General features: G+C 68.4%; 14 protein-coding genes. 10 read left to right on the forward strand and 4 right to left on the reverse strand.

What is annotated here, in order from left to right; translation table 11 throughout:
- The first annotated feature begins 129 nt into the window (after positions 1-129).
- On the forward strand, positions 130-1,011 hold the full coding sequence (locus ACZ3HV_RS39420) for a ComEA family DNA-binding protein (protein ID WP_465692359.1): 882 nt from the start codon (positions 130-132) through the stop codon (positions 1,009-1,011).
- A complete protein-coding gene (locus ACZ3HV_RS39425; RefSeq protein WP_465692361.1) occupies positions 998-3,574 on the forward strand; it encodes a ComEC/Rec2 family competence protein in 2,577 nt (858 codons plus the stop codon). The genes ACZ3HV_RS39420 and ACZ3HV_RS39425 overlap by 14 nt, the downstream gene beginning before the upstream one ends.
- Before the next feature lie 123 nt (positions 3,575-3,697).
- On the opposite strand, the gene ACZ3HV_RS39430 is transcribed toward ACZ3HV_RS39425, so the two are convergent.
- Positions 3,698-4,267, reverse strand: coding sequence for a cysteine hydrolase family protein (locus ACZ3HV_RS39430; protein ID WP_465692363.1), 570 nt, complete (start codon positions 4,265-4,267; stop codon positions 3,698-3,700).
- A 134-nt stretch (positions 4,268-4,401) separates the two neighbouring features.
- On the opposite strand from ACZ3HV_RS39430, the gene holA reads away from it, so the two are divergent.
- Complete coding sequence (gene holA, locus ACZ3HV_RS39435; protein WP_465692365.1) at positions 4,402-5,385, forward strand: DNA polymerase III subunit delta; 984 nt, start codon at positions 4,402-4,404, stop codon at positions 5,383-5,385.
- Between the two features lie 348 nt (positions 5,386-5,733).
- Here holA and rpsT read toward each other — a convergent pair whose 3' ends face one another.
- Positions 5,734-5,994, reverse strand: a complete 261-nt coding sequence (gene rpsT, locus ACZ3HV_RS39440; protein WP_360367258.1) for a 30S ribosomal protein S20 — start codon at positions 5,992-5,994, stop codon at positions 5,734-5,736.
- 187 nt (positions 5,995-6,181) lie between these two features.
- Positions 6,182-6,760: an SRPBCC family protein gene (locus ACZ3HV_RS39445; protein WP_465692367.1), complete on the reverse strand. Its 579-nt coding sequence runs from the start codon at positions 6,758-6,760 to the stop codon at positions 6,182-6,184.
- A gap of 214 nt (positions 6,761-6,974) precedes the next feature.
- Between ACZ3HV_RS39445 and ACZ3HV_RS39450 the strand changes: the two genes are divergently transcribed.
- Positions 6,975-9,977: a S8 family serine peptidase gene (locus ACZ3HV_RS39450; RefSeq protein WP_465692369.1), complete on the forward strand. Its 3,003-nt coding sequence runs from the start codon at positions 6,975-6,977 to the stop codon at positions 9,975-9,977.
- 50 nt (positions 9,978-10,027) lie between these two features.
- Here ACZ3HV_RS39450 and ACZ3HV_RS39455 read toward each other — a convergent pair whose 3' ends face one another.
- The gene (locus ACZ3HV_RS39455) at positions 10,028-10,927 is read right to left on the reverse strand and encodes a protein kinase family protein (RefSeq protein WP_465692371.1); all 900 of its coding nucleotides are present in this window, start codon (positions 10,925-10,927) and stop codon (positions 10,028-10,030) included.
- Positions 10,928-11,043: 116 nt separating this feature from the next.
- On the opposite strand from ACZ3HV_RS39455, the gene lepA reads away from it, so the two are divergent.
- The 6 genes from lepA to ACZ3HV_RS39485 are packed head-to-tail and all read left to right on the forward strand — an operon-like array spanning position 11,044 to position 17,748.
- Positions 11,044-12,930, forward strand: coding sequence for a translation elongation factor 4 (lepA, locus tag ACZ3HV_RS39460; RefSeq protein WP_465692373.1), 1,887 nt, complete (start codon positions 11,044-11,046; stop codon positions 12,928-12,930).
- On the forward strand, positions 12,931-13,842 hold the full coding sequence (locus ACZ3HV_RS39465; RefSeq protein ID WP_465692375.1) for an aminoglycoside phosphotransferase family protein: 912 nt from the start codon (positions 12,931-12,933) through the stop codon (positions 13,840-13,842).
- 58 nt (positions 13,843-13,900) lie between these two features.
- Positions 13,901-14,482, forward strand: coding sequence for a TetR/AcrR family transcriptional regulator (locus tag ACZ3HV_RS39470; protein ID WP_465692377.1), 582 nt, complete (start codon positions 13,901-13,903; stop codon positions 14,480-14,482).
- Complete coding sequence (locus tag ACZ3HV_RS39475; protein ID WP_465692379.1) at positions 14,479-15,855, forward strand: MFS transporter; 1,377 nt, start codon at positions 14,479-14,481, stop codon at positions 15,853-15,855. Before ACZ3HV_RS39470 ends, ACZ3HV_RS39475 begins: the two co-directional genes overlap by 4 nt.
- A 40-nt stretch (positions 15,856-15,895) precedes the next feature.
- Positions 15,896-16,522, forward strand: coding sequence for an MOSC domain-containing protein (locus ACZ3HV_RS39480; protein WP_465692381.1), 627 nt, complete (start codon positions 15,896-15,898; stop codon positions 16,520-16,522).
- Between the two features lie 50 nt (positions 16,523-16,572).
- Positions 16,573-17,748 carry an MFS transporter gene (locus ACZ3HV_RS39485; protein ID WP_465692383.1) on the forward strand — a complete coding sequence of 392 codons (1,176 nt, stop codon included), beginning with the start codon at positions 16,573-16,575 and terminating at the stop codon, positions 17,746-17,748.
- The last annotated feature ends 24 nt before the right edge of the window (positions 17,749-17,772 follow it).

The raw sequence follows: 17,772 nt of genomic DNA on the forward strand, positions 1-17,772 counted from the left end.
CGCGCTACCTCCCCGCTCACTCGACCCGGTCCAGTCTCTTCACGCAGCCTTTCATCCCGTCCGCGCGACGTTTTCCACAGCTTCGAAGTCGTGCCTCCAGCAGCGTCACGGACTCGTACTTTCTCTGGCGTGAAGGTCTTTCGTCGTGCTCCAGCGCCCGGCCCGGGCGCCCGTGAGCGTGCGCTGGAACGTCTCGGCGCCCGCCCACCGGAGCACGCACCCGACGAACACCTGGAGGAGCGTGATGAGGAGGTGCGAGGTGGATGGATCCCCGAATCAGTCCGGCCCGAGCGACTACGAGACGCCCGCTGGACCCTGTCCCCGCGACACGTCGTGGTCCTGGCCGCCGTACTCGCCATCGGCCTGTCCTGGGCCGCATGGTCCGTCTTCCGGGCCCGCCCGGAGACCCTCCCCGACACCCGCCCGTCCACCGCCGCCACAGGCTCACCCGTCGCCCAACCATCATCCGGCAGCCAATCCCCAGCCGCCGCTGGTACCACCCAACCCGCAGGAGCTCAGGCCTCACCAAACCAGCCCGGGCAGTCGGCCGGCATCCCCGGACAGCCGACCGGCGTGGTCGTCGTACACGTGGCCGGCAAGGTACGGCGCCCCGGCCTGGTCCGTGCCCCGACCGGCTCCCGCGTAGCCGACGTACTCACGCTCGCCGGCGGCCCTCTCCCCGGCGTCGACCTCACCACCCTCAACCTCGCCCGCCAAGTCACCGACGGCGAACAAATCATCGTCGGCCAACCAAACGCACTCCCACCCGCCTCCACCCCCGGCGCGATCACCTCATCCGCACCCACCGCTCCACCCGAAGCCCCCGTCAACCTCAACACCGCCACCCTCGACCAACTCGACGCCCTCCCGGGCGTCGGCCCCGTCCTGGCCCAACGAATCCTCGACTACCGCACCCAGAACGGCCCCTTCACCACCATCGACCAACTCCAAGAGGTCCCCGGCGTAGGCCCCAAGAAGTTCGACTCCCTAAAACCCCATGTCCGCCTCTAACCCCACCACCCCCACCCCAAACCCGCCCCCGACCCACCACCCCACCTCACCCGCCCCCACTACCCACCCCAATCCCGAGGCCGCCGACGCCGCCGGACCTGCCAACTCGACCAAGGACACCGACTCCGCCGACCCCACCGCCGCCGCCGACCACGCAAACCCCACCGACCCCGCCGAGCGACCGGACATCCGGCTGCTGCTGCCCGCGGCCGCGGGCTGGCTCACCGCCGTCCTCTTGGTTGGCCAGCGCCCGCTCGCCGGTGCCATCACGGCCGCAGTCGCCCTAACCACCGCCGTCGTACTCGCCCTGACCAAGTCCCACGCGTCCGGCAAGACCAGGCGTCAGACGCGTCCCCGGACACGCATTAGCTCGACCGTCGTAGGCGTCATGGTCGTCATCGCCGGCATGGGACTAGCGGCCGGCCTCCAGGTCGAGAGCCTCCGCGCCGGCCCGGTACACAACTTGGCGGCCAACAACGCAACAGTCACCGTCCGCCTGAAAATGACCGCTGACCCAGCCGTACGCCAGAGTCCAGGCGGCCGACGCCCGCCGTATGTCGTAGTGAGAGCAACGATCGAGGAGGTGAAATCCCGAGGGACAGCAACCCGAGTGCGTACCCCGGTGCTCGTGATCGGTACGACGCAATGGCAAACGGTCAGGTACGGCCAGCACGTCAACGCGAACGGCCGACTCGAGGCAGTGGAATCCGGATCCGACGTCACCGCGATGCTCTCGATCCGTTCACCTCCGCGGATTGCCGACGAACCACCCTGGTGGTTACGCGCCGCCGAGACGGTCCGCGCCGGCCTTCGCAACTCGGTCGCCGGCGAGCCAGAGGACGTCCGCGGCCTCGTACCAGCACTCGTGATGGGCGACGAGTCCGCCTTACCCGCCGACCTGACCGAGGACTTCCAAACGACAGGTCTCACGCATCTCTCGGCGGTCTCGGGCACGAACCTGACCTTGCTGCTGGCGTTCATCCTCCCGTTCGCCCGGCTGATCGGCGTTCGGGCTCGCGGGTTGACCGCGATCGGACTGATGACGGTCATCGTGTTCGTGGTCCTCGCAAGACCCCAGCCGAGCGTCCTCCGTGCGGCCGCGATGGGACTTATCGCGCTGGCGGCGATGACCAGCGGCGGAGCCCGCCGGCGAGCCGCACGCAGTCTGTCGGTCGCGGTCATCGCCTTACTGCTCCTCGACACGTCCCTCGCGCGATCGGCCGGATTCGCGCTGTCCGTACTTGCAACCGCGGGGATCGTCCTACTCGGTCCCGGCTGGCGGGACGCGTTGGCCAAGTGGCTGCCGACCTGGTTGGCCGAAGCAATCTCCTGTCCGCTCGCCGCGCAACTCGCGTGTACGCCGGTCGTCGCCTGGCTCTCAGGCCAGGTCTCGCTGGTCGCAGTCGCTGCCAACCTGCTGGCCGGTCCCGCCGTCGGCCCGGCGACCATCCTCGGCTTCACTGCGGCCGGCGCCGCTCTCGTCAGTACAGCCGCGGCGCAACTCGTCGGCTGGGCCGCAGGCTGGCCGGCTCGATGGATCATCCTCGTCGCTCGCGAAGGCGCTGATCTCCCCGGCGCCGCTAACGCCTGGCCCGCCACCACGGTCGGCGTCGCCGTACTAACCCTGCTCTGCCTCGCGCTCGTAGTAGGCCTCCACAGGATCCTGGCCCGTCCGATCGCCATGGTCCTCGCGGTAGTACTGCTCGCGGTCGTCGTACTGCGCCCGGTGGGATCACTCGGCTGGCCGCCGGACGACTGGCTGTTCGTGATGTGCGATGTCGGCCAGGGCGATGGCCTTGTCTTGCGGGCAGGCGAGCGTACGGCGGTCGTCGTCGACACGGGTCCGGATCCCGCCGCGATGGATCGGTGCCTGCGTGACCTAGGGGTCGAGCACATCCCGGTACTTGTGCTGAGTCACTTCCACGCAGACCATGTCGGCGGTCTGGCCGGCGTACTGAAAGACCGGCGCATCGACGAGATCGAAGTGACGCCGTACTTCTCACCACGCGCGGAGCACAACCGTGTAGTCGACCTCGCGTCGCATCACGGAATCAGCCTTCGCACAGTCACGTACGGCGAGAAGCGCGTCGTCGGCCAACTCAGCTGGACTACCCTCTGGCCCGCCCGCGTACCCGCGCTCCCACCACCCGGTACGTCGTCCGCGACCCCGACCGACGAGGGTTCACCGGAGAACAACGCCAGCATCGCCATGATGGTCGAGCTGTCCGGCCTCCGAATCCTCCTGACCGGCGACCTGGAACCCGAGTCCCAACGAGCCATCCTCGCAACCGGCGCCGACCTGCACGCCGACATCCTCAAAGTCCCGCACCACGGCTCGGCCCAACAGGACCCGACCTTCCTGGCCGCCACCAACCCCCGCCTGGCCCTCATCTCCGCAGGCCGCAACAACGACTACGGCCATCCCGCCCCGCGAACCCTGGACATCCTCTCCCACGACGCCACCCGAACCGCCAGCACCAACACCAGCGGCACCCTCACCATCACCAACCCCAACAACCACCTATCCCTCACCACCCACGAACCCCAATCCCCGACCCGCTGATGGCGGGCTGAAGCTCAGCCTGGAGAGTGCTGGAGATTGAGGTGCTGGACCCTGGCTGCTCAAGCACCCGTCACCGGAGGCTGAGGGCGAGGATGCTGAGGCCCGTCTGCCGGGCTCTGGAAGTCAGGGTGTTGGGGTGAAGGTGACGCCGGCTGCGTTGACTGTGGTTTCGGGTTGGTTGCCTAGGGACCAGGCGACTACTCGGGAGACGGTGTGGGCGGGGATCTCGTCGCTGATGCCGGCGGCGGCGGGGACGTTGTAGGTCGCGTGGGCGTCGTGGGGGAGGACCACGCGGTAGCCGCGGGCCAAGGCTGTCCGGGCGGTTGCTTGTACGCACATCTCGGACATGACGTCGCAGATCGCAACCGCGCGTACGCCGGCTTTGACGAGCACCTCGCCGAGGGGTGTGCTGTCGAAACCGTCGTCTCTTGGCTTGCGGATGACGTGCTCTCGGGGACCGGGCTTGACCGGGAGGTAAAGCTCCCAACCTGGGGTATCGGGTTCGTCGTCCGCGCCGGGTGGGCCGTCGTTCTGGAGGTGTACGACGACCGCCCCGGCAGCTCGCGCTCGGTCGAGCAGTTCGGTGGTGCGGTCGAGGAGGCGAGGAGCATCGGGTACGGCGTTCGCCCCGGAGACGAAGGCCGATTGCATGTCCACGATGATGAGCGCGTCGACAGGCTTGGTGTTGGTCATGCCGCCATCTTCACGCGTGCGGGCAACAGGTCTCCACGGAGTTTCCCGGGGCGTGGGGTTTGCCGGCGCGGCGCGAGATCCCCAGGAGTTTGCCCGGGGCGTGGGTTGTCGGTGGGGCGTGGGATGCTGGCGGGGTGGCTGCTCGTAGGGGTTCTGCGCCGAAGCTGGGCGACGTGTTGCTGGTGACCGGGACCGAGGCGTTCCTGGCGGATCGGGCGGTGAAGTCGGCGATCGCGGCGGTGTCCAAGGGCAGCGCCGAGGTTGAGGTGACGGAGATCGACGCGTCCACCATGGATGTCGGGGTGTTCGCGGAGCTCACTGGGCCGTCGCTGTTCGCGAGTGAGCGGGTGCTCGTGTTGCGTGCGCTGGAGAATCTGCCGAGCGAGATGGCTCCGTACCTGATCGAGTACGCCGGCGCACCGGTGGACGACGTACTCGTAGTTTTGGTGCACTCAGGTGGGCAGAAGGGGAAGGCAGTCCTCGACAAGTTGCGGAAGGCATCGGTCAACGAGGTGGTCGCGACCGCGCCGAAGGCGTGGGAGCTGCCGCAGTTCGTGGCTGGTGAGATTCGGTTGCTGGGCGGGAGTGTGGACGAGCGGGCGGCGTCGGCGCTGGTGGACGCGGTCGGGCACGATCTGCGGGCGCTGGCTGGGGCCTGTTCGCAACTGGTGTCGGATTCGGGCGGGCAGGCGGTCAGTCCGGAGCTGATCGGCCAGTACTTCGGTGGTCGCGCGGAGGTGACGAGCTTCGCTGTCGCGGATGCGGCGATCGCGGGCCGGACCGAGCCGGCGCTGGAGCAGTTGCGCTGGGCGCTGGACTGCGGGGTCGCGCCGGTGCTGGTGACGAGTGCGATGGCGGGTGGTTTGCGCGGGCTGGCGAAGTTCGCGAGTGCGCCGAGTGGTTTACGGGAGACGGATCTGGCGCGCGAGGTCGGCGTACCGCCGTGGAAGCTCAAGCAGCTGAAGCAGCAGTCTCGCGGCTGGACTCCCGGTGGGCTGGCGACCGCGATCAAGGCCGTAGCCCAGGCCGACGCCGACGTGAAGGGCGCCTCCGGTGACGCCGGCTACGCCCTCGAACGCATGGTCATCACCGTAAGCCGCTCCCACGGCCGCCGCTGACCCCGCAACCCACCCGGTACGGAGAGCCGCCACCGCCGGCCTGAGTCGGGTCGGGATCACGCCACTCCTACTGCTACTACCCGGGGGCTGGAGGGGTCTTGAGTCGTGGGTTGTGGTTGAGGAGTTCGGCGTGTCGAGCGCCGAGATCCACGACTCGAGTTGGCAGGGGGTCGCCGGGGTGCACGACTCGGGGTTGGCGGGGGCGCCAGGTTCCACGACTGGGTCCGGGTCGCGGGGGTGGGGCGTTAGTGCTCGCGGATTAGGTGGAGGCGGTCTGCGTTCGGGGTTGTGCGGGCACGCAAAAACGATCGGCCGGTCGGGAGACGGGCCGATCGTTGGCGGGCTGCTTCAGAGAGAGGCGGCCTTCTTGAAGATGGCCGACTTGCGGTTGGCGGCCTGGTTGGCGTGGATGACGCCCTTGCTGACGGCCTTGTCGAGCAGCCGGCCGGCCTTGCGAGCGGTGTCCTGCGCCTTGTCGGTCTCGCCGGCGTCGACGGCCTCGTGGAAGCGGCGAACAGCCGTCTTGAGGGTCGACTTCACCGACTTGTTGCGAAGTCGCGCAGCCTCGTTCTGGCGGTTGCGCTTGATCTGGGACTTGATGTTCGCCACGGAGCAGAGCCTCGATCAGGAGTATGCGGTCATTACAGGAAAATGTCGCGGCGCACGGCTGAACACCACCCGTGGGCGCGCGAAGAGCCAGATTACCAACAAGCCCCCGCTAGCTCCAAACTCAGCCCCCGTCGGCTCCAGGCTCAGCCTCAGGCAGCAACAGACTCGGGCACGGGTGGCTCCAGGCTCATTCCCGGGTGGACTCGGTCGGCGGAGTTGGGGAAGCGGTGGCTTCGGCGGTGGTTTTCAGGCGGGTGAGGGTGGTGTGGATGCCGTGGATGTTGCGGGGGGTGCGGTTGCCGAAGATCGGGCGGAAGAGGAGGCGGAGGGCGGCGGGGCGATGGTCGGTCCAGGACTCGGTGACCTCGCAGCCGGTCGCGGTCGGGGTGAAGTCGTAGGCCCAGAGCGAGATCGGGATCGGGCCGAAGTGGATGGTGAAGGCGAAGCGCCGGCCCGGATCCGCGTCGACCACTCGTCCGAAGGTGAACCAGCGGACCACACCGACCCGGTTGTGACCCACGAAACGCGCACCGACGGCCGGGCGGGGCGTGCCGGACGCGGCGTGCCTGGTGCCCGACGCATCGGGCGACCGCTCCGGTTGCACCGACCTACCGTAGGACCGGTCGCGGGGGACCGGCGTATGGGAGGACCAGGTGACGCGCGTGCATTCGGGGCTCCACTCGCGCATGCGGGGGAGGTTGCTGACCAGGGCGTAGACGGCGGCGGCCGGGGCTTGGACGGGGATGGACTCCGTCAGGTCGGCCATCGGGTTTTCCCTTGCTGTCGGCTGACATGGGGCCACCTGAGCGTGACATCGACAGGGCCTGACGGCATACTCGGGCCCGCGTGACGCTGATCACCGCAGCCGCCTGGTGCGTGCGGGAGTACCGATCAAAGCAGTCACCCAAGCAACCAGTCACGCAATCAAAACCAGCGAGCCCAGCTCCACCATCGCGCCGTCCCAGCCCTGGAGGAACTCAGTGACCCGCCGTACCCCCAAGCGCCAGGCGATCCTCGTCGCCACCGCACTGATCGCCGCGGCAGCCGGCGTACCGATCCTGGTCAGCGCGGCCAGCGCCAGCCAGATCCCGCCCGACGCGGCCGACCCACAGGTCAAGCGCTCCGGCACCGGCTCGTACATCGTCCAACTCGACGACTCGCCGGTGGCCGAGTACGACGGCACCATCGCCGGCCTGGCCGCGACCAGGGTGGCTCCTGGCGGGAAGCTCTTGAAGACCGCCGCGCCGGTCGTCGACTACGTCAAGCACCTCACCAGTGAGAGCGACCAACTCCTCCAGAAGGTCAAAGGAAAGAAGCTCTACGACTACAGCTACACCTACGCGGGTTTCTCCGCCGAGATGTCGTACGACGAAGCCGTCAAGCTGGCCAAGTCGTCCGGGGTCAAGAGCGTCGAACCGAGCGAGCTGCAGCACGAGGACACCGTGGACACCCCGCGCTTCCTCGGCCTGTCCGGCAAGGGTGGTGCGTGGCAGCAGGCGGGTGGGGTCGACAAGGCAGGCGACGGCGTGATCATCGGCATGATCGACTCCGGTTTCGTCCCGGAGCGGCCGAGCTTCGCGCCGATGAAGACCACCAAGCAGTCGGACGCCATCGTGGCGAAGAAGTGGAAGGGCACCTGCCAGGCCGGTGCGGAGGCGCCCGCCGTCACCTGCAACAACAAGGTGATCGGCGCCCGGTACTTCGACAAGGGCATCGGTACCCGCCCGATCCCGGAGGAGTTCAAGTCGCCGCGCGACTACGGCGGTCACGGCACCCACACCGCGAGTACGGCGGCCGGCAACTACGGCGTCGACATGAGCGTCATGGGCCGGGACTACGGCAAGGGTTCCGGCATGGCCCCGCACGCGCGGCTGGCGATCTACAAGGCGCTGTGGGCCGTGGACGCGACGGGTGGCGGCAGCGGGACCGATGCCGACATCGTGGCGGCCATCGACGCCGCGGTTGCGGATGGCGTTGACATCATCAACTACTCGATCTCCGGCTCCGGCTCGACGTACGTGAATGCCACCGGTCTGGCCTTCCTGCGGGCGGCCAAGGCGGGCGTGTTCGTCGCCACCAGCGCCGGCAACACCGGTCCGGGCGAGGCCACGGTCGGCAAGACCTACCCCTGGGTGACGTCGGTTGCCAACGGCACCCATGACCGCGACATCCAGACCACCGTGACGCTGGGCGATGGCAAGACCTACACCGGCGCAGGCATCGGCGCCGGCACCCCGCAAACGCCGGTGATCCTGGCCAAGGACGCGGGGCTCGATGGCGCCAACCCGACGAACCTCGTCCTCTGCCAGGCAGGAACGCTCGACCCGGCCAAGGTCAAGGGGAAGATCGTGGTCTGCGATCGCGGCGTCAACGCCCGCGTCGACAAGAGCCTGCAGGTGAAGAACGCCGGCGGCGTCGGCATGATCCTGCTCAACATCACCCCGGGCACGCTGGACGCCGACCTGCACACGGTCCCGACCGTGCACCTCGACGACAAGGCCGCGCCTGCGGTCAAGGCGTACGTCAGCGGTACGGCGAACCCGACCGCCACGATCGGCGCCGGCACGCCGGTCCGCGTGACCGCACCGAAGGTCGCCGGCTCGTCCAGCCGCGGCCCGTCCCCGGCAGGCAACGGCGACCTGCTGAAGCCCGACCTGATGGCGCCGGGTACGAACGTCCTCGCCGCGACGACCGTGTTCAGTGCAGCCGGTGGCGAGTACGCGTTCATGAGCGGTACGTCGATGTCGACGCCGCACATCGCCGGGATCGCGGCGGTACTGAAGAGCAAGCACCCGACGTGGTCCCCGATGGCGATCAAGTCCGCGCTGATGACGACCGCGACCGACAAGGACACCAGCGGCAAGCCGATCCAGAACGACTCCGGCTCCCAGGCCAACCCGTTCGGGTACGGCGCCGGCGAGGTGCAGCCGAAGCAGGGTATGGACCCGGGCCTGGTCTACGACTCGTCGTACGCCGACTGGGCGAAGTTCGTCTGTGGATCCGGCCAGGTCCCGAGCACGCACGAGCTGTGCGCGGGCGGCTCGACCGACCCGAGTGACCTGAACTACCCGACGATCGCGATCGGCGACCTGGCCGGCAGGCAGACCGTGACCCGGACCGTGACGAACGTCGGCCAGTTGCCCGAGGTCTACTTCCCGAAGGTCGAAGGCCTCACGGGACTCAAGGTGACCGTGACGCCGCGGATCCTGATCACGCTGCCCGGCCGCAGTACGACGTACAAGGTGACGTTCGAGAACGCCGGTGCGCCGCTGGAGCAGTACTCGTTCGGCAAGCTGACCTGGAAGTCGAACCGGCATGCGGTAAGCAGCACGCTGGCGATCAAGCCGCTGACGGTGAAGGCGCCGGTGCAGGTCAACGGGTCCGGGACCGCGGGGTCGGTCCAGGTGCCGATCACGGCCGGGTACTCCGGCACTCTGAGCACGACGTCCGTCGGCCTGACCCCGGCCACCATCAACGACGCCGCGCTGAAGAATCCGGGTGGCGTGTCGTTCCCGACGACGAACCCGCAGGTCAACGACCACGTCGCCAAGTTCACGGTGAACGTCCCGGCCGGCACGAAGTACGCCCGGTTCTCGACGTTCGACGCGGACTACCCGGCCGGCACCGACCTCGATGTGTTCGTCTACAAGTCCGGTGCGACGGCTCTGCTCGCCAGCAGCACCGGTGGTTCCGCCGAAGAAGAGGCCAACCTCCCAGCCCCGGCGGGCGGCTCCTACGACGTGTACGTCGACCTGTACGCCGGAGCCGCCGAGCAGACCGTCAAGCTCGACCACTGGGAACTCCAGAACCCGGAGAGCAACCTCACCGTCACTCCGGCCAGCCAGGAAGTGCAGGTAGCGGCTCAGACCAATGTCACCGCCTCCTGGACCGGCCTGACCGCCGGCACCCGGTACCTGGGCCAGCTGCACTACACCGACGGCGCCGACGGCTCCGGCTCGACCATCGTCCGAGTAGACGCCTAACCGTAGGGCGGCCCCAGCCATCTGGGGCCGCCCCAAGGCCAGGGCAAAGGTCAGCCAAGTCGTTCGCGGACCCAGTCGAGGTGGATGAGGGCGTGCTCGCGCTGCCAGGCACGGATGGTCGGTAGGCCAGGCGGAGCCGGCTGAGCCGCGCCCCACCACAGTCCGGCCGCTATGGCGGCCAGGAAACCGGTGATGGCGACATCGTCCGGCAGCGCGGGCAGTGTGACCGACTCACGGATGTCTGCCTGCAGGATGACGGTGTCGGCCCAGCGTGGTGCGAGAGCCGGGTGCGCCCAGTCGATGAACACCACACGGTCGTCGGTCAGGATGATGTTGTCGGCCCGCAGGTCCCAGTGCGCCAGGGCCTTCCCCTCCGCGAGCGCACGCAACCCGGTCCGGGCGAGCTCCGCCAGTTCTTCCTCGCGACCAGCGGCCCACGCGGGTACGTCGAGACCGTCAGCGATCACGTTGTCCCACCGGCTCAGGAACTCCAGACTCCGTACGGCGGCGACCGGCGCGTCCGGCCACGGCGACGGGTCCAGGGCCTCGGACAGCTCGGAAACGGCATCCAGGACGCGATCAGCATCACGCTGGTCCCACGGGTGGGACGGCAGTCGGCCTTCGATGTCCTCGAACAGCAGACCGACCCAGTCCCCGTCGTCGTACACGTCGTACAGCGCGGGCGCCGTCGGCAGGGGGCCAATGGCCTGGACAGCGGTGATCTCCTGGCGGAACAGCGACGGCGTCTTCGGGTTGAGCGACGTACCGACGGTTTTGACGAACGCGCGGCGCCCGGAGGCGGTCACCAGGCGGGCGGCGACGCCGGGGGAGAAGCCGCCCTGCTGGGTCGCGGCGGAGACCACCACCGACCCGAGCGTGCGTTCCACCCACGCCCGCACAGGAGCGGGCACCTCCTCGAAAGGCAACCGGACCCCAGCAGCGTGCGCCATGCCGCCCTACGGTAGGTCCCCAGGCCCCGGGTCGCTCGGCATTTTAGAATCCGCTGGCTCCGCATGGGATGATTGACCGGTTGACCAGCATTAACTAGACGAACTGGACCCCCTCCGTGCCCGTAGGCCCCACGACCGTGCCGCAGCCGGGTCGCACTGACCCGTCGCTGATCCGGAACTTCTGCATCATCGCCCACATCGACCACGGCAAGTCGACGCTGGCGGACCGGATGCTGCAGATCACCGGGGTGGTCGACGCCCGCTCGATGCGGGCGCAGTACCTGGACCGGATGGACATCGAGCGGGAACGCGGCATCACGATCAAGTCGCAGGCGGTCCGGCTGCCATTCGCGCCGAAAGCGGAGTCCGCGGGTGGCCTGCTCGCCCCGGACGGTACGACGTACATCCTGAACATGATCGACACGCCCGGCCACGTCGACTTCACCTACGAGGTGTCGCGGTCGCTGGAGGCGTGTGAGGGCGCGGTGCTGCTGGTCGACGCGGCGCAGGGGATCGAGGCGCAGACGCTGGCGAACCTCTACCTCGCGCTGAGCGCGGATCTGCACATCATCCCGGTGCTGAACAAGATCGACCTGCCCAGTGCGCAGCCGGAGAAGTACGCCGCCGAGCTGGCTCACATCATCGGCTGCGACCCGTCCGACGTGCTGAAGGTGTCGGCCAAGACCGGCGAGGGCGTCGAGGAGTTGCTGAGCGAGATCGTTGCTCAGGTCGACCCGCCGAAGGGCGTCAAGGACGCACCGCCGCGGGCGCTGATCTTCGACTCCGTCTACGACACCTACCGCGGCGTGGTCACCTACGTCCGGGTGGTCGACGGCGAGCTGAACCACCGCGACCGGATCAAGATGATGTCGACCGGCGCGGTGCACGAGATGCTCGAGGTGGGCGTCATCTCGCCCGAGCCGGCCAAGTCGCCGAGCATCGGGGTCGGCGAGGTCGGCTACCTGATCACCGGCGTGAAGGACGTCCGCCAGTCCCGGGTCGGTGACACCGTCACCGCGGCCGTTCATGGCGCGACCCAACCGCTCGGCGGCTACAAGCACCCGCAGCCGATGGTGTACTCCGGGCTGTTCCCGATCGACGGTGACGACTACCCGACGCTGCGTGACGCGCTGGAGCGACTGCAGCTGAACGACGCGGCGCTGCAGTACGAGCCGGAGACCTCGGGCGCGCTCGGGTTCGGCTTCCGCTGCGGCTTCCTCGGCCTGCTGCACATGGAGATCGTCCGGGAGCGGCTCGAGCGCGAGTTCGACCTGGACCTGATCTCGACCGCGCCGAACGTCGTCTACCGGGTCGAGATGGAGGACGGCAAGGAGCACGTCGTCACCAACCCGAGCGAGTTCCCCGAAGGCAAGATCGCCGACATCTACGAGCCGGTCGTGAAGGCGACGATCCTCAGCCCGAAGGACTACATCGGCGTCATCATGGAGCTGTGCCAGACCAAGCGGGGCAACCTGCAGGGCATGGAGTACCTGTCCGAGGACCGGGTCGAGCTCCGCTACACGCTGCCGCTGGCCGAGATCGTCTTCGACTTCTTCGACCAGCTGAAGTCCAAGACCAAGGGGTACGCGTCGCTGGACTACGAGCCGACCGGTGAGCAGGCGGCCCAGCTGGTCAAGGTGGACATCCTGCTCCAGGGCGAGACGGTCGACGCGTTCTCCGCGATCGTGCACCGCGACAACGCGTACTCGTACGGCGTTGCGCTGGCCGGCAAGCTCAAGGAACTGATCCCGCGGCAGCAGTTCGAGGTGCCGATCCAAGCTGCGATCGGGTCCCGGATCATCGCCCGCGAGTCGATCCGGGCGATCCGCAAGGACGTGCTGGCCAAGTGCTACGGCGGTGACATCACCCGGAAGCGCAAGCTGCTGGAGAAGCAGAAGGAAGGCAAGAAGCGGATGAAGATGGTCGGCCGGGTCGAGGTCCCGCAAGAGGCCTTCATCGCTGCCCTGCGGACCTCGGACACCACGGAGAAGGCCAAGAAGTAAGTGCCGGTCGACATTCCGGAAGGCCTGCTGGTCGTCGGTTCACGCGGTCCGGACTGGGCCGGCTGGCTCGACCGGCTGCCTCGGCTGACGCGCGATCTGCTGGACGAGTGGCAGCTGCGCGTCGACGGTACGTCGTTCTACGGGAACTGCGCGTTGGTCGTTCCCGTGATCACAGCCGACGGGCAGCGCGCCGTACTCAAGGTGCAGTTCCCGCATTGGGAGGCGGAGACCGAGCACCTGGCGTTGCGGGCGTGGGGTGGGAACGGCGCGGTGCAGCTGCTGCGGGCCGATCCGCGGCGGTTCGCCTTACTGCTCGAGCGGTTGGAGCAACGGGACCTGACCACGATCGACGTTCTGGACGCGTGCGAGATCGTTGGCAGCACCTACAAGCGGCTGCATGTCCCCGCAGGTCCGCAGTACCGGACGTTGTCGGGTGAGCTGACGCGATGGCTCGAGCGGTTCCGGCAGTTGCCCACGTCGGCGCCGGTCCCGCACCGGTACGTCGAGCAGGCGATCTCGCTGTCCGAGGACTTCGTCGCGGACCCGGCGACCGACGGCCGGTTGATCCACACCGACCTGCACTACGAGAACATGCTGGCCGCGGAGCGCGAACCGTGGTTGGTGATCGACCCGAAGCCGCTGTCGGGGGACCCGCACTTCGAGGTCGCGCCGCTGGTCTGGAACCGCTGGGACGAGGTCGTTGCCGCCGGCGACCTTCGGTTCGCGGTCCGGCAGCGCTTCTACACGGCGATCGACGCCGGTGGTCTGGACGAGGAGCGGGCCCGCGACTGGGTCATCGTCCGGCAGATGCTCAACGTCCTGTGGACGCTGGAGGACGCCGGCACCGACGAGTCCCTCCCGCAGGACTGGCTCACCCGCAACATCGCGATCGTGAAGGCGATCCAGGACTGAAGAGTGAGATGCCGCACGCCGGCTTAAGTTAGTAGTTACTACCTACTAACTTAAGAGCATGTCGCCGACACGGATGAGCGGGCGCGAGCGCCGCGAGCAGATTCTTGCCATCGCCGAGGAAGAGTTCGCCACCGCCGGGTTGTACGGCGCCTCAACCGAGACGATCGCCCGTCGGGCGGGGATCACCCAGGCCTACGTGTTCCGGTTGTTCGGCACGAAGAAGCAGTTGTTCCTGGAGTGTGTGGATGCCGCGTTCGAGCGGATGACGCTCGCGATGCTGGCTGCAGCGGGTGGTACGAGCAGGATCGAGGCGCTGACCGCGATGGGTCACGAGTACAACGAGATGCTCGCCGACCGCACCACCCTGCTACTCCAGTTGCAAGGCACCGCCGCCGCGGCCGCCGGGGACGGTGAGGTCCGGGGTGCGGTGCGAGTCAGCTTCGGCCGACTCTGGCAGGCCGTTGCCGACACCGCCCACTTGGACCCGGTGACCGTGAAGGCGTTCCTGGCCTTCGGGATGTTGCTCAACACCAACGCTGCGCTCGACCTGCCTGAGGTCGACGAGGACTGGGCGCGGCAGGCGCGCACGCGCATCAAGCCAGGCCTGTTCACCCACATCACCAGCGAGACCAATCAATGACCGTCCGCACGGAGACCTCGCCGCGGAACCTGGTCGCGGTGGTCGTCTTCATCGGCCTGCTCGTCGCTGTCATCGGCAGCCTCGGCGCCCCGCTCATCACCGCGGTTGCCGAGCACTACGACGTCTCGCTCGCCGCGGCCCAGTGGACGCTGACCATCGCACTGCTGTCCGGCGCCGTCACCACTCCGCTGGTGGGTCGGCTTGGGTCCGGTCCGCAGCGGCGAACCGTCGTACTGGTCACGCTTACCGTCGTCGTGGCGGGCAGCCTGCTGACCGTGATCCCGCTCCCGTTCGCGCTGCTGCTCGTCGGCCGCGCGGCCCAGGGCGCTGGGCTCGGCCTGATCTCGTTGATGATGGCGACCGCCCGCGACCACCTCGACGACAAGCGTTCCGCCAGTACGATCGCGCTCCTGTCGGTCGCCTCCACTGCCGGGATCGGCATCGGCTATCCGTTGGCTGGGTTGCTCACCGACCTCTGGGGCATCCGCGCCGCCTATGCGCTCGGCCTCATCGTTACCGCTGCCGCACTGCTCGCGGCCGCCGTCGGGATCCCGGCCGCGCCGGTGCGGCCGGCGAACCGCGTCGACGTACGTGGCGCAGTGCTGCTCACCATCGGGCTCCTCGCCCTGCTCATCGTGATCAGCCAGACCGATCTCTGGCGAGACCACACCGCGCTCGCTCTCGTCGTACTCGCGGTTTCGGTGCTGGTGCTCACCGCCTGGGCAGTCGTCGAGACCCGGACCGGCAATCCGCTGGTCGACGTGCGGCTCCTTCGTCACCCTGCGATCGCCGCCGCCAACCTGGTGATGCTGACCGGTGGTGTCGGCATGTATCTGCTGCTCAGCCTGATCACGCGTTACGTCCAGACGCCTGCGTCCGCCGGATACGGGTTCGGGCTGAACACCTTCCAGGCCGGGCTGGTCCTCGTGCCGTTCTCGGTGCTCGGCTTCGTGGCCGGCCGGATCCTGCCAGGCCTCCGCGGCCGGCTCGGGGTTCGTCTGTTGCTCGCGGCAAGTACTGCCGTCGTGCTGGCGGCGTTCGTCCTGTTCGCGCTCGTTCGAGATCGCCTGGCCGAGCCGGTGATCGCGATCAGCATCCTCGGCTTCGGCGTCGGCGCGTTCTCCGCCGCCATGCCGGCCGTCATCCTGGCCGCGACTCCCTCGGCCGAGACCGCCGGCGCGATGAGCGTCAACCAGGTCGTCCGCAGCGTCGGTTTCTCCATCGGCAGCGCCCTCGGCGGACTCATCCTCGGCGCCTACACGACCGACCTCTTCCCACGGGAGACCGGCTACACCACGGCCGCCTGGGCCGGCGCGGCCACCACCGCCATCACGCTGCTGGTCGTTGCCGCCGTACCCCGATCCCGCGAATAACCGGTGGCTCCGGCCCGGCGTTGGGAGAGAAGATGCCGGTATGCGGTTGCTGACGGTCAATGTGGTGGAGAAGCTGATCCCGGGTCCGAAGGAGACGGGCTTCACGGCCATCGACAAGCGACCGCAGCCGGGACGGGTCGCGGTGGGTGAGCTCGGCCTCGCCGGTGACCGCGTGTGTGACGTCAAGAACCACGGTGGTCCCGACCTGGCCCTCTACGCGTACGCCGAGGAGGACGCGAACTGGTGGGCCGGACAGTTGGGCCGTGAGATCCCGGCCGGACTGTTCGGGGAGAACCTGCGCACCGAAGGGCTCGACATCACCGGCGCACTGCTCGGTGAGGTCTGGCGGATCGGCGATGAGGTCGAGGTGATGGTCCGCGCACCTCGCATCCCGTGCATCACCTTCCAGCACCGCATGCAGATACCCCACTGGGTGAAGCTCTTCCACCAGGCCGGCTGTCCCGGCGCGTACCTGAAGGTCCTCCGGACCGGAACGATCGGCGCGGGGGACCCGATCGAGGTCCTGAGCCGGCCGGACCACGAGGTCACCATCGGTGAGATGTTCAGCGCCCAGGATTCGGCGAAGATGCAGGGGATGCTGGATTCCGGCGTCGATCTGATGGACGAGCTCCGCGACACCGCGCACCGCGTGGCGGCGCGCGCGTGAGCGCGCCGCAGCCCACCGGGATTCTCCCAGCTCCTGGACCACTGCGCCCGATGGCGCTCGCGACTCTGCTCAGCCGGATCGGCAACGGGCTGCTGATGACGGTCAGCGTCCTGTATTTCACCCGGATTGTCGGATTGTCGATTGCTCAGGTCGGGCTCGGGCTCACTATCGCCGGGTTGTTCGGTCTGCTGTCGGCCGTGCCGCTGGGGCATATCGCCGATCGACGTGGGCCGCGGACGCTGTTCGTCGTACTGAGTCTGATGCTGTGTGGAGTGTCGCTGCTCTACCTGCTCGTCGAGAGCTTCTGGCAGTTCCTCGTCGTCGCCATCGCGGTGACCGTGATCGACCGGGGCGCGGGCGCTGTCCGATCAGCGTTGATCGCCGCGGTGACCCAGGGCGCCGGCCGGGTCGCGGCCCGCGCGTACCTGCGGGCGGTGACCAACATCGGGATCATGGCCGGCGCCGGGATCGGTGCGTTCGCGCTGCACTTCGACACAGGTACGGCATACCGCCTGATGTTCGTGCTCGATGCGGTGCTCAGCGTCATCGCGGCCCTCGTCGTACTGGCGGTGCCGCGAGTCGAACCGCAGTCACGCAGCGACGACGGGCCGGTGTGGGTGGCGCTGCGGGACCGCGGATACCTCGCCGTGGCGGCCCTGAACGCCGGGATGTCGATCCACTACGCCGTCTTCGACGTCGCGATCCCGCTCTGGGTGGTCGACCACACCGACGCGCCCCGCTGGACGGTCGCGCTCGTGCTGATCATCAACACCGCCGTGGTCGCGCTGTTCCAGGTCCGGTCGTCGCGGGGGATCGCGGATCCGACCACGGCGGCCCGGGCGACCCGGAGTGCGGGGTTGTTGCTGCTGGCATCGATGGTGCTGTTCGCGACGGCGTCCACCGGTGACGCAGTGGTCGCGGTCGGCCTGCTCGCGCTCGGCGCCCTGGTGCAGGTGATCGCCGAGCTCATGCAGTCGTCCGCCTCGTTCCTGCTCGGCTTCGACCTCGCCGCCGACCACGCGCAGGGTCAGTACCAAGGCGTCTGGAACACCAGCATGTCGATCAGCAACATGGTCGCTCCGACGGTTCTCGCCCTGCTCCCACTCGGCCTCGGCGTCCCCGGCTGGATCATCCTGGGTGTCTGGTTCGCTGTGATCGGCGTCCTGTTCGTCCCGGTCGTCCGGTGGGCCGCCGCCCGGAGGAGTGAACTGCTTATTGCGACTTAGTCGCAGATAGCCCACCATGGTGCG

The sequence above is a fragment of the Kribbella sp. NPDC020701 genome (assembly GCF_055562215.1).

Coding starts and splice junctions, on each gene's coding strand:
- ACZ3HV_RS39445 (WP_465692367.1), bottom strand. CDS start 6,760: ATGGCCGACCTGACGGAGTCCATCCCCGTCCAAGCCCCGGCCGCCGCC.
- ACZ3HV_RS39430 (WP_465692363.1), bottom strand. CDS start 4,267: ATGACCAACACCAAGCCTGTCGACGCGCTCATCATCGTGGACATGCAA.
- ACZ3HV_RS39425 (WP_465692361.1), top strand. CDS start 998: ATGTCCGCCTCTAACCCCACCACCCCCACCCCAAACCCGCCCCCGACC.
- ACZ3HV_RS39455 (WP_465692371.1), bottom strand. CDS start 10,927: ATGGCGCACGCTGCTGGGGTCCGGTTGCCTTTCGAGGAGGTGCCCGCT.
- ACZ3HV_RS39470 (WP_465692377.1), top strand. CDS start 13,901: ATGTCGCCGACACGGATGAGCGGGCGCGAGCGCCGCGAGCAGATTCTT.
- ACZ3HV_RS39480 (WP_465692381.1), top strand. CDS start 15,896: ATGCGGTTGCTGACGGTCAATGTGGTGGAGAAGCTGATCCCGGGTCCG.
- ACZ3HV_RS39485 (WP_465692383.1), top strand. CDS start 16,573: ATGGCGCTCGCGACTCTGCTCAGCCGGATCGGCAACGGGCTGCTGATG.
- ACZ3HV_RS39475 (WP_465692379.1), top strand. CDS start 14,479: ATGACCGTCCGCACGGAGACCTCGCCGCGGAACCTGGTCGCGGTGGTC.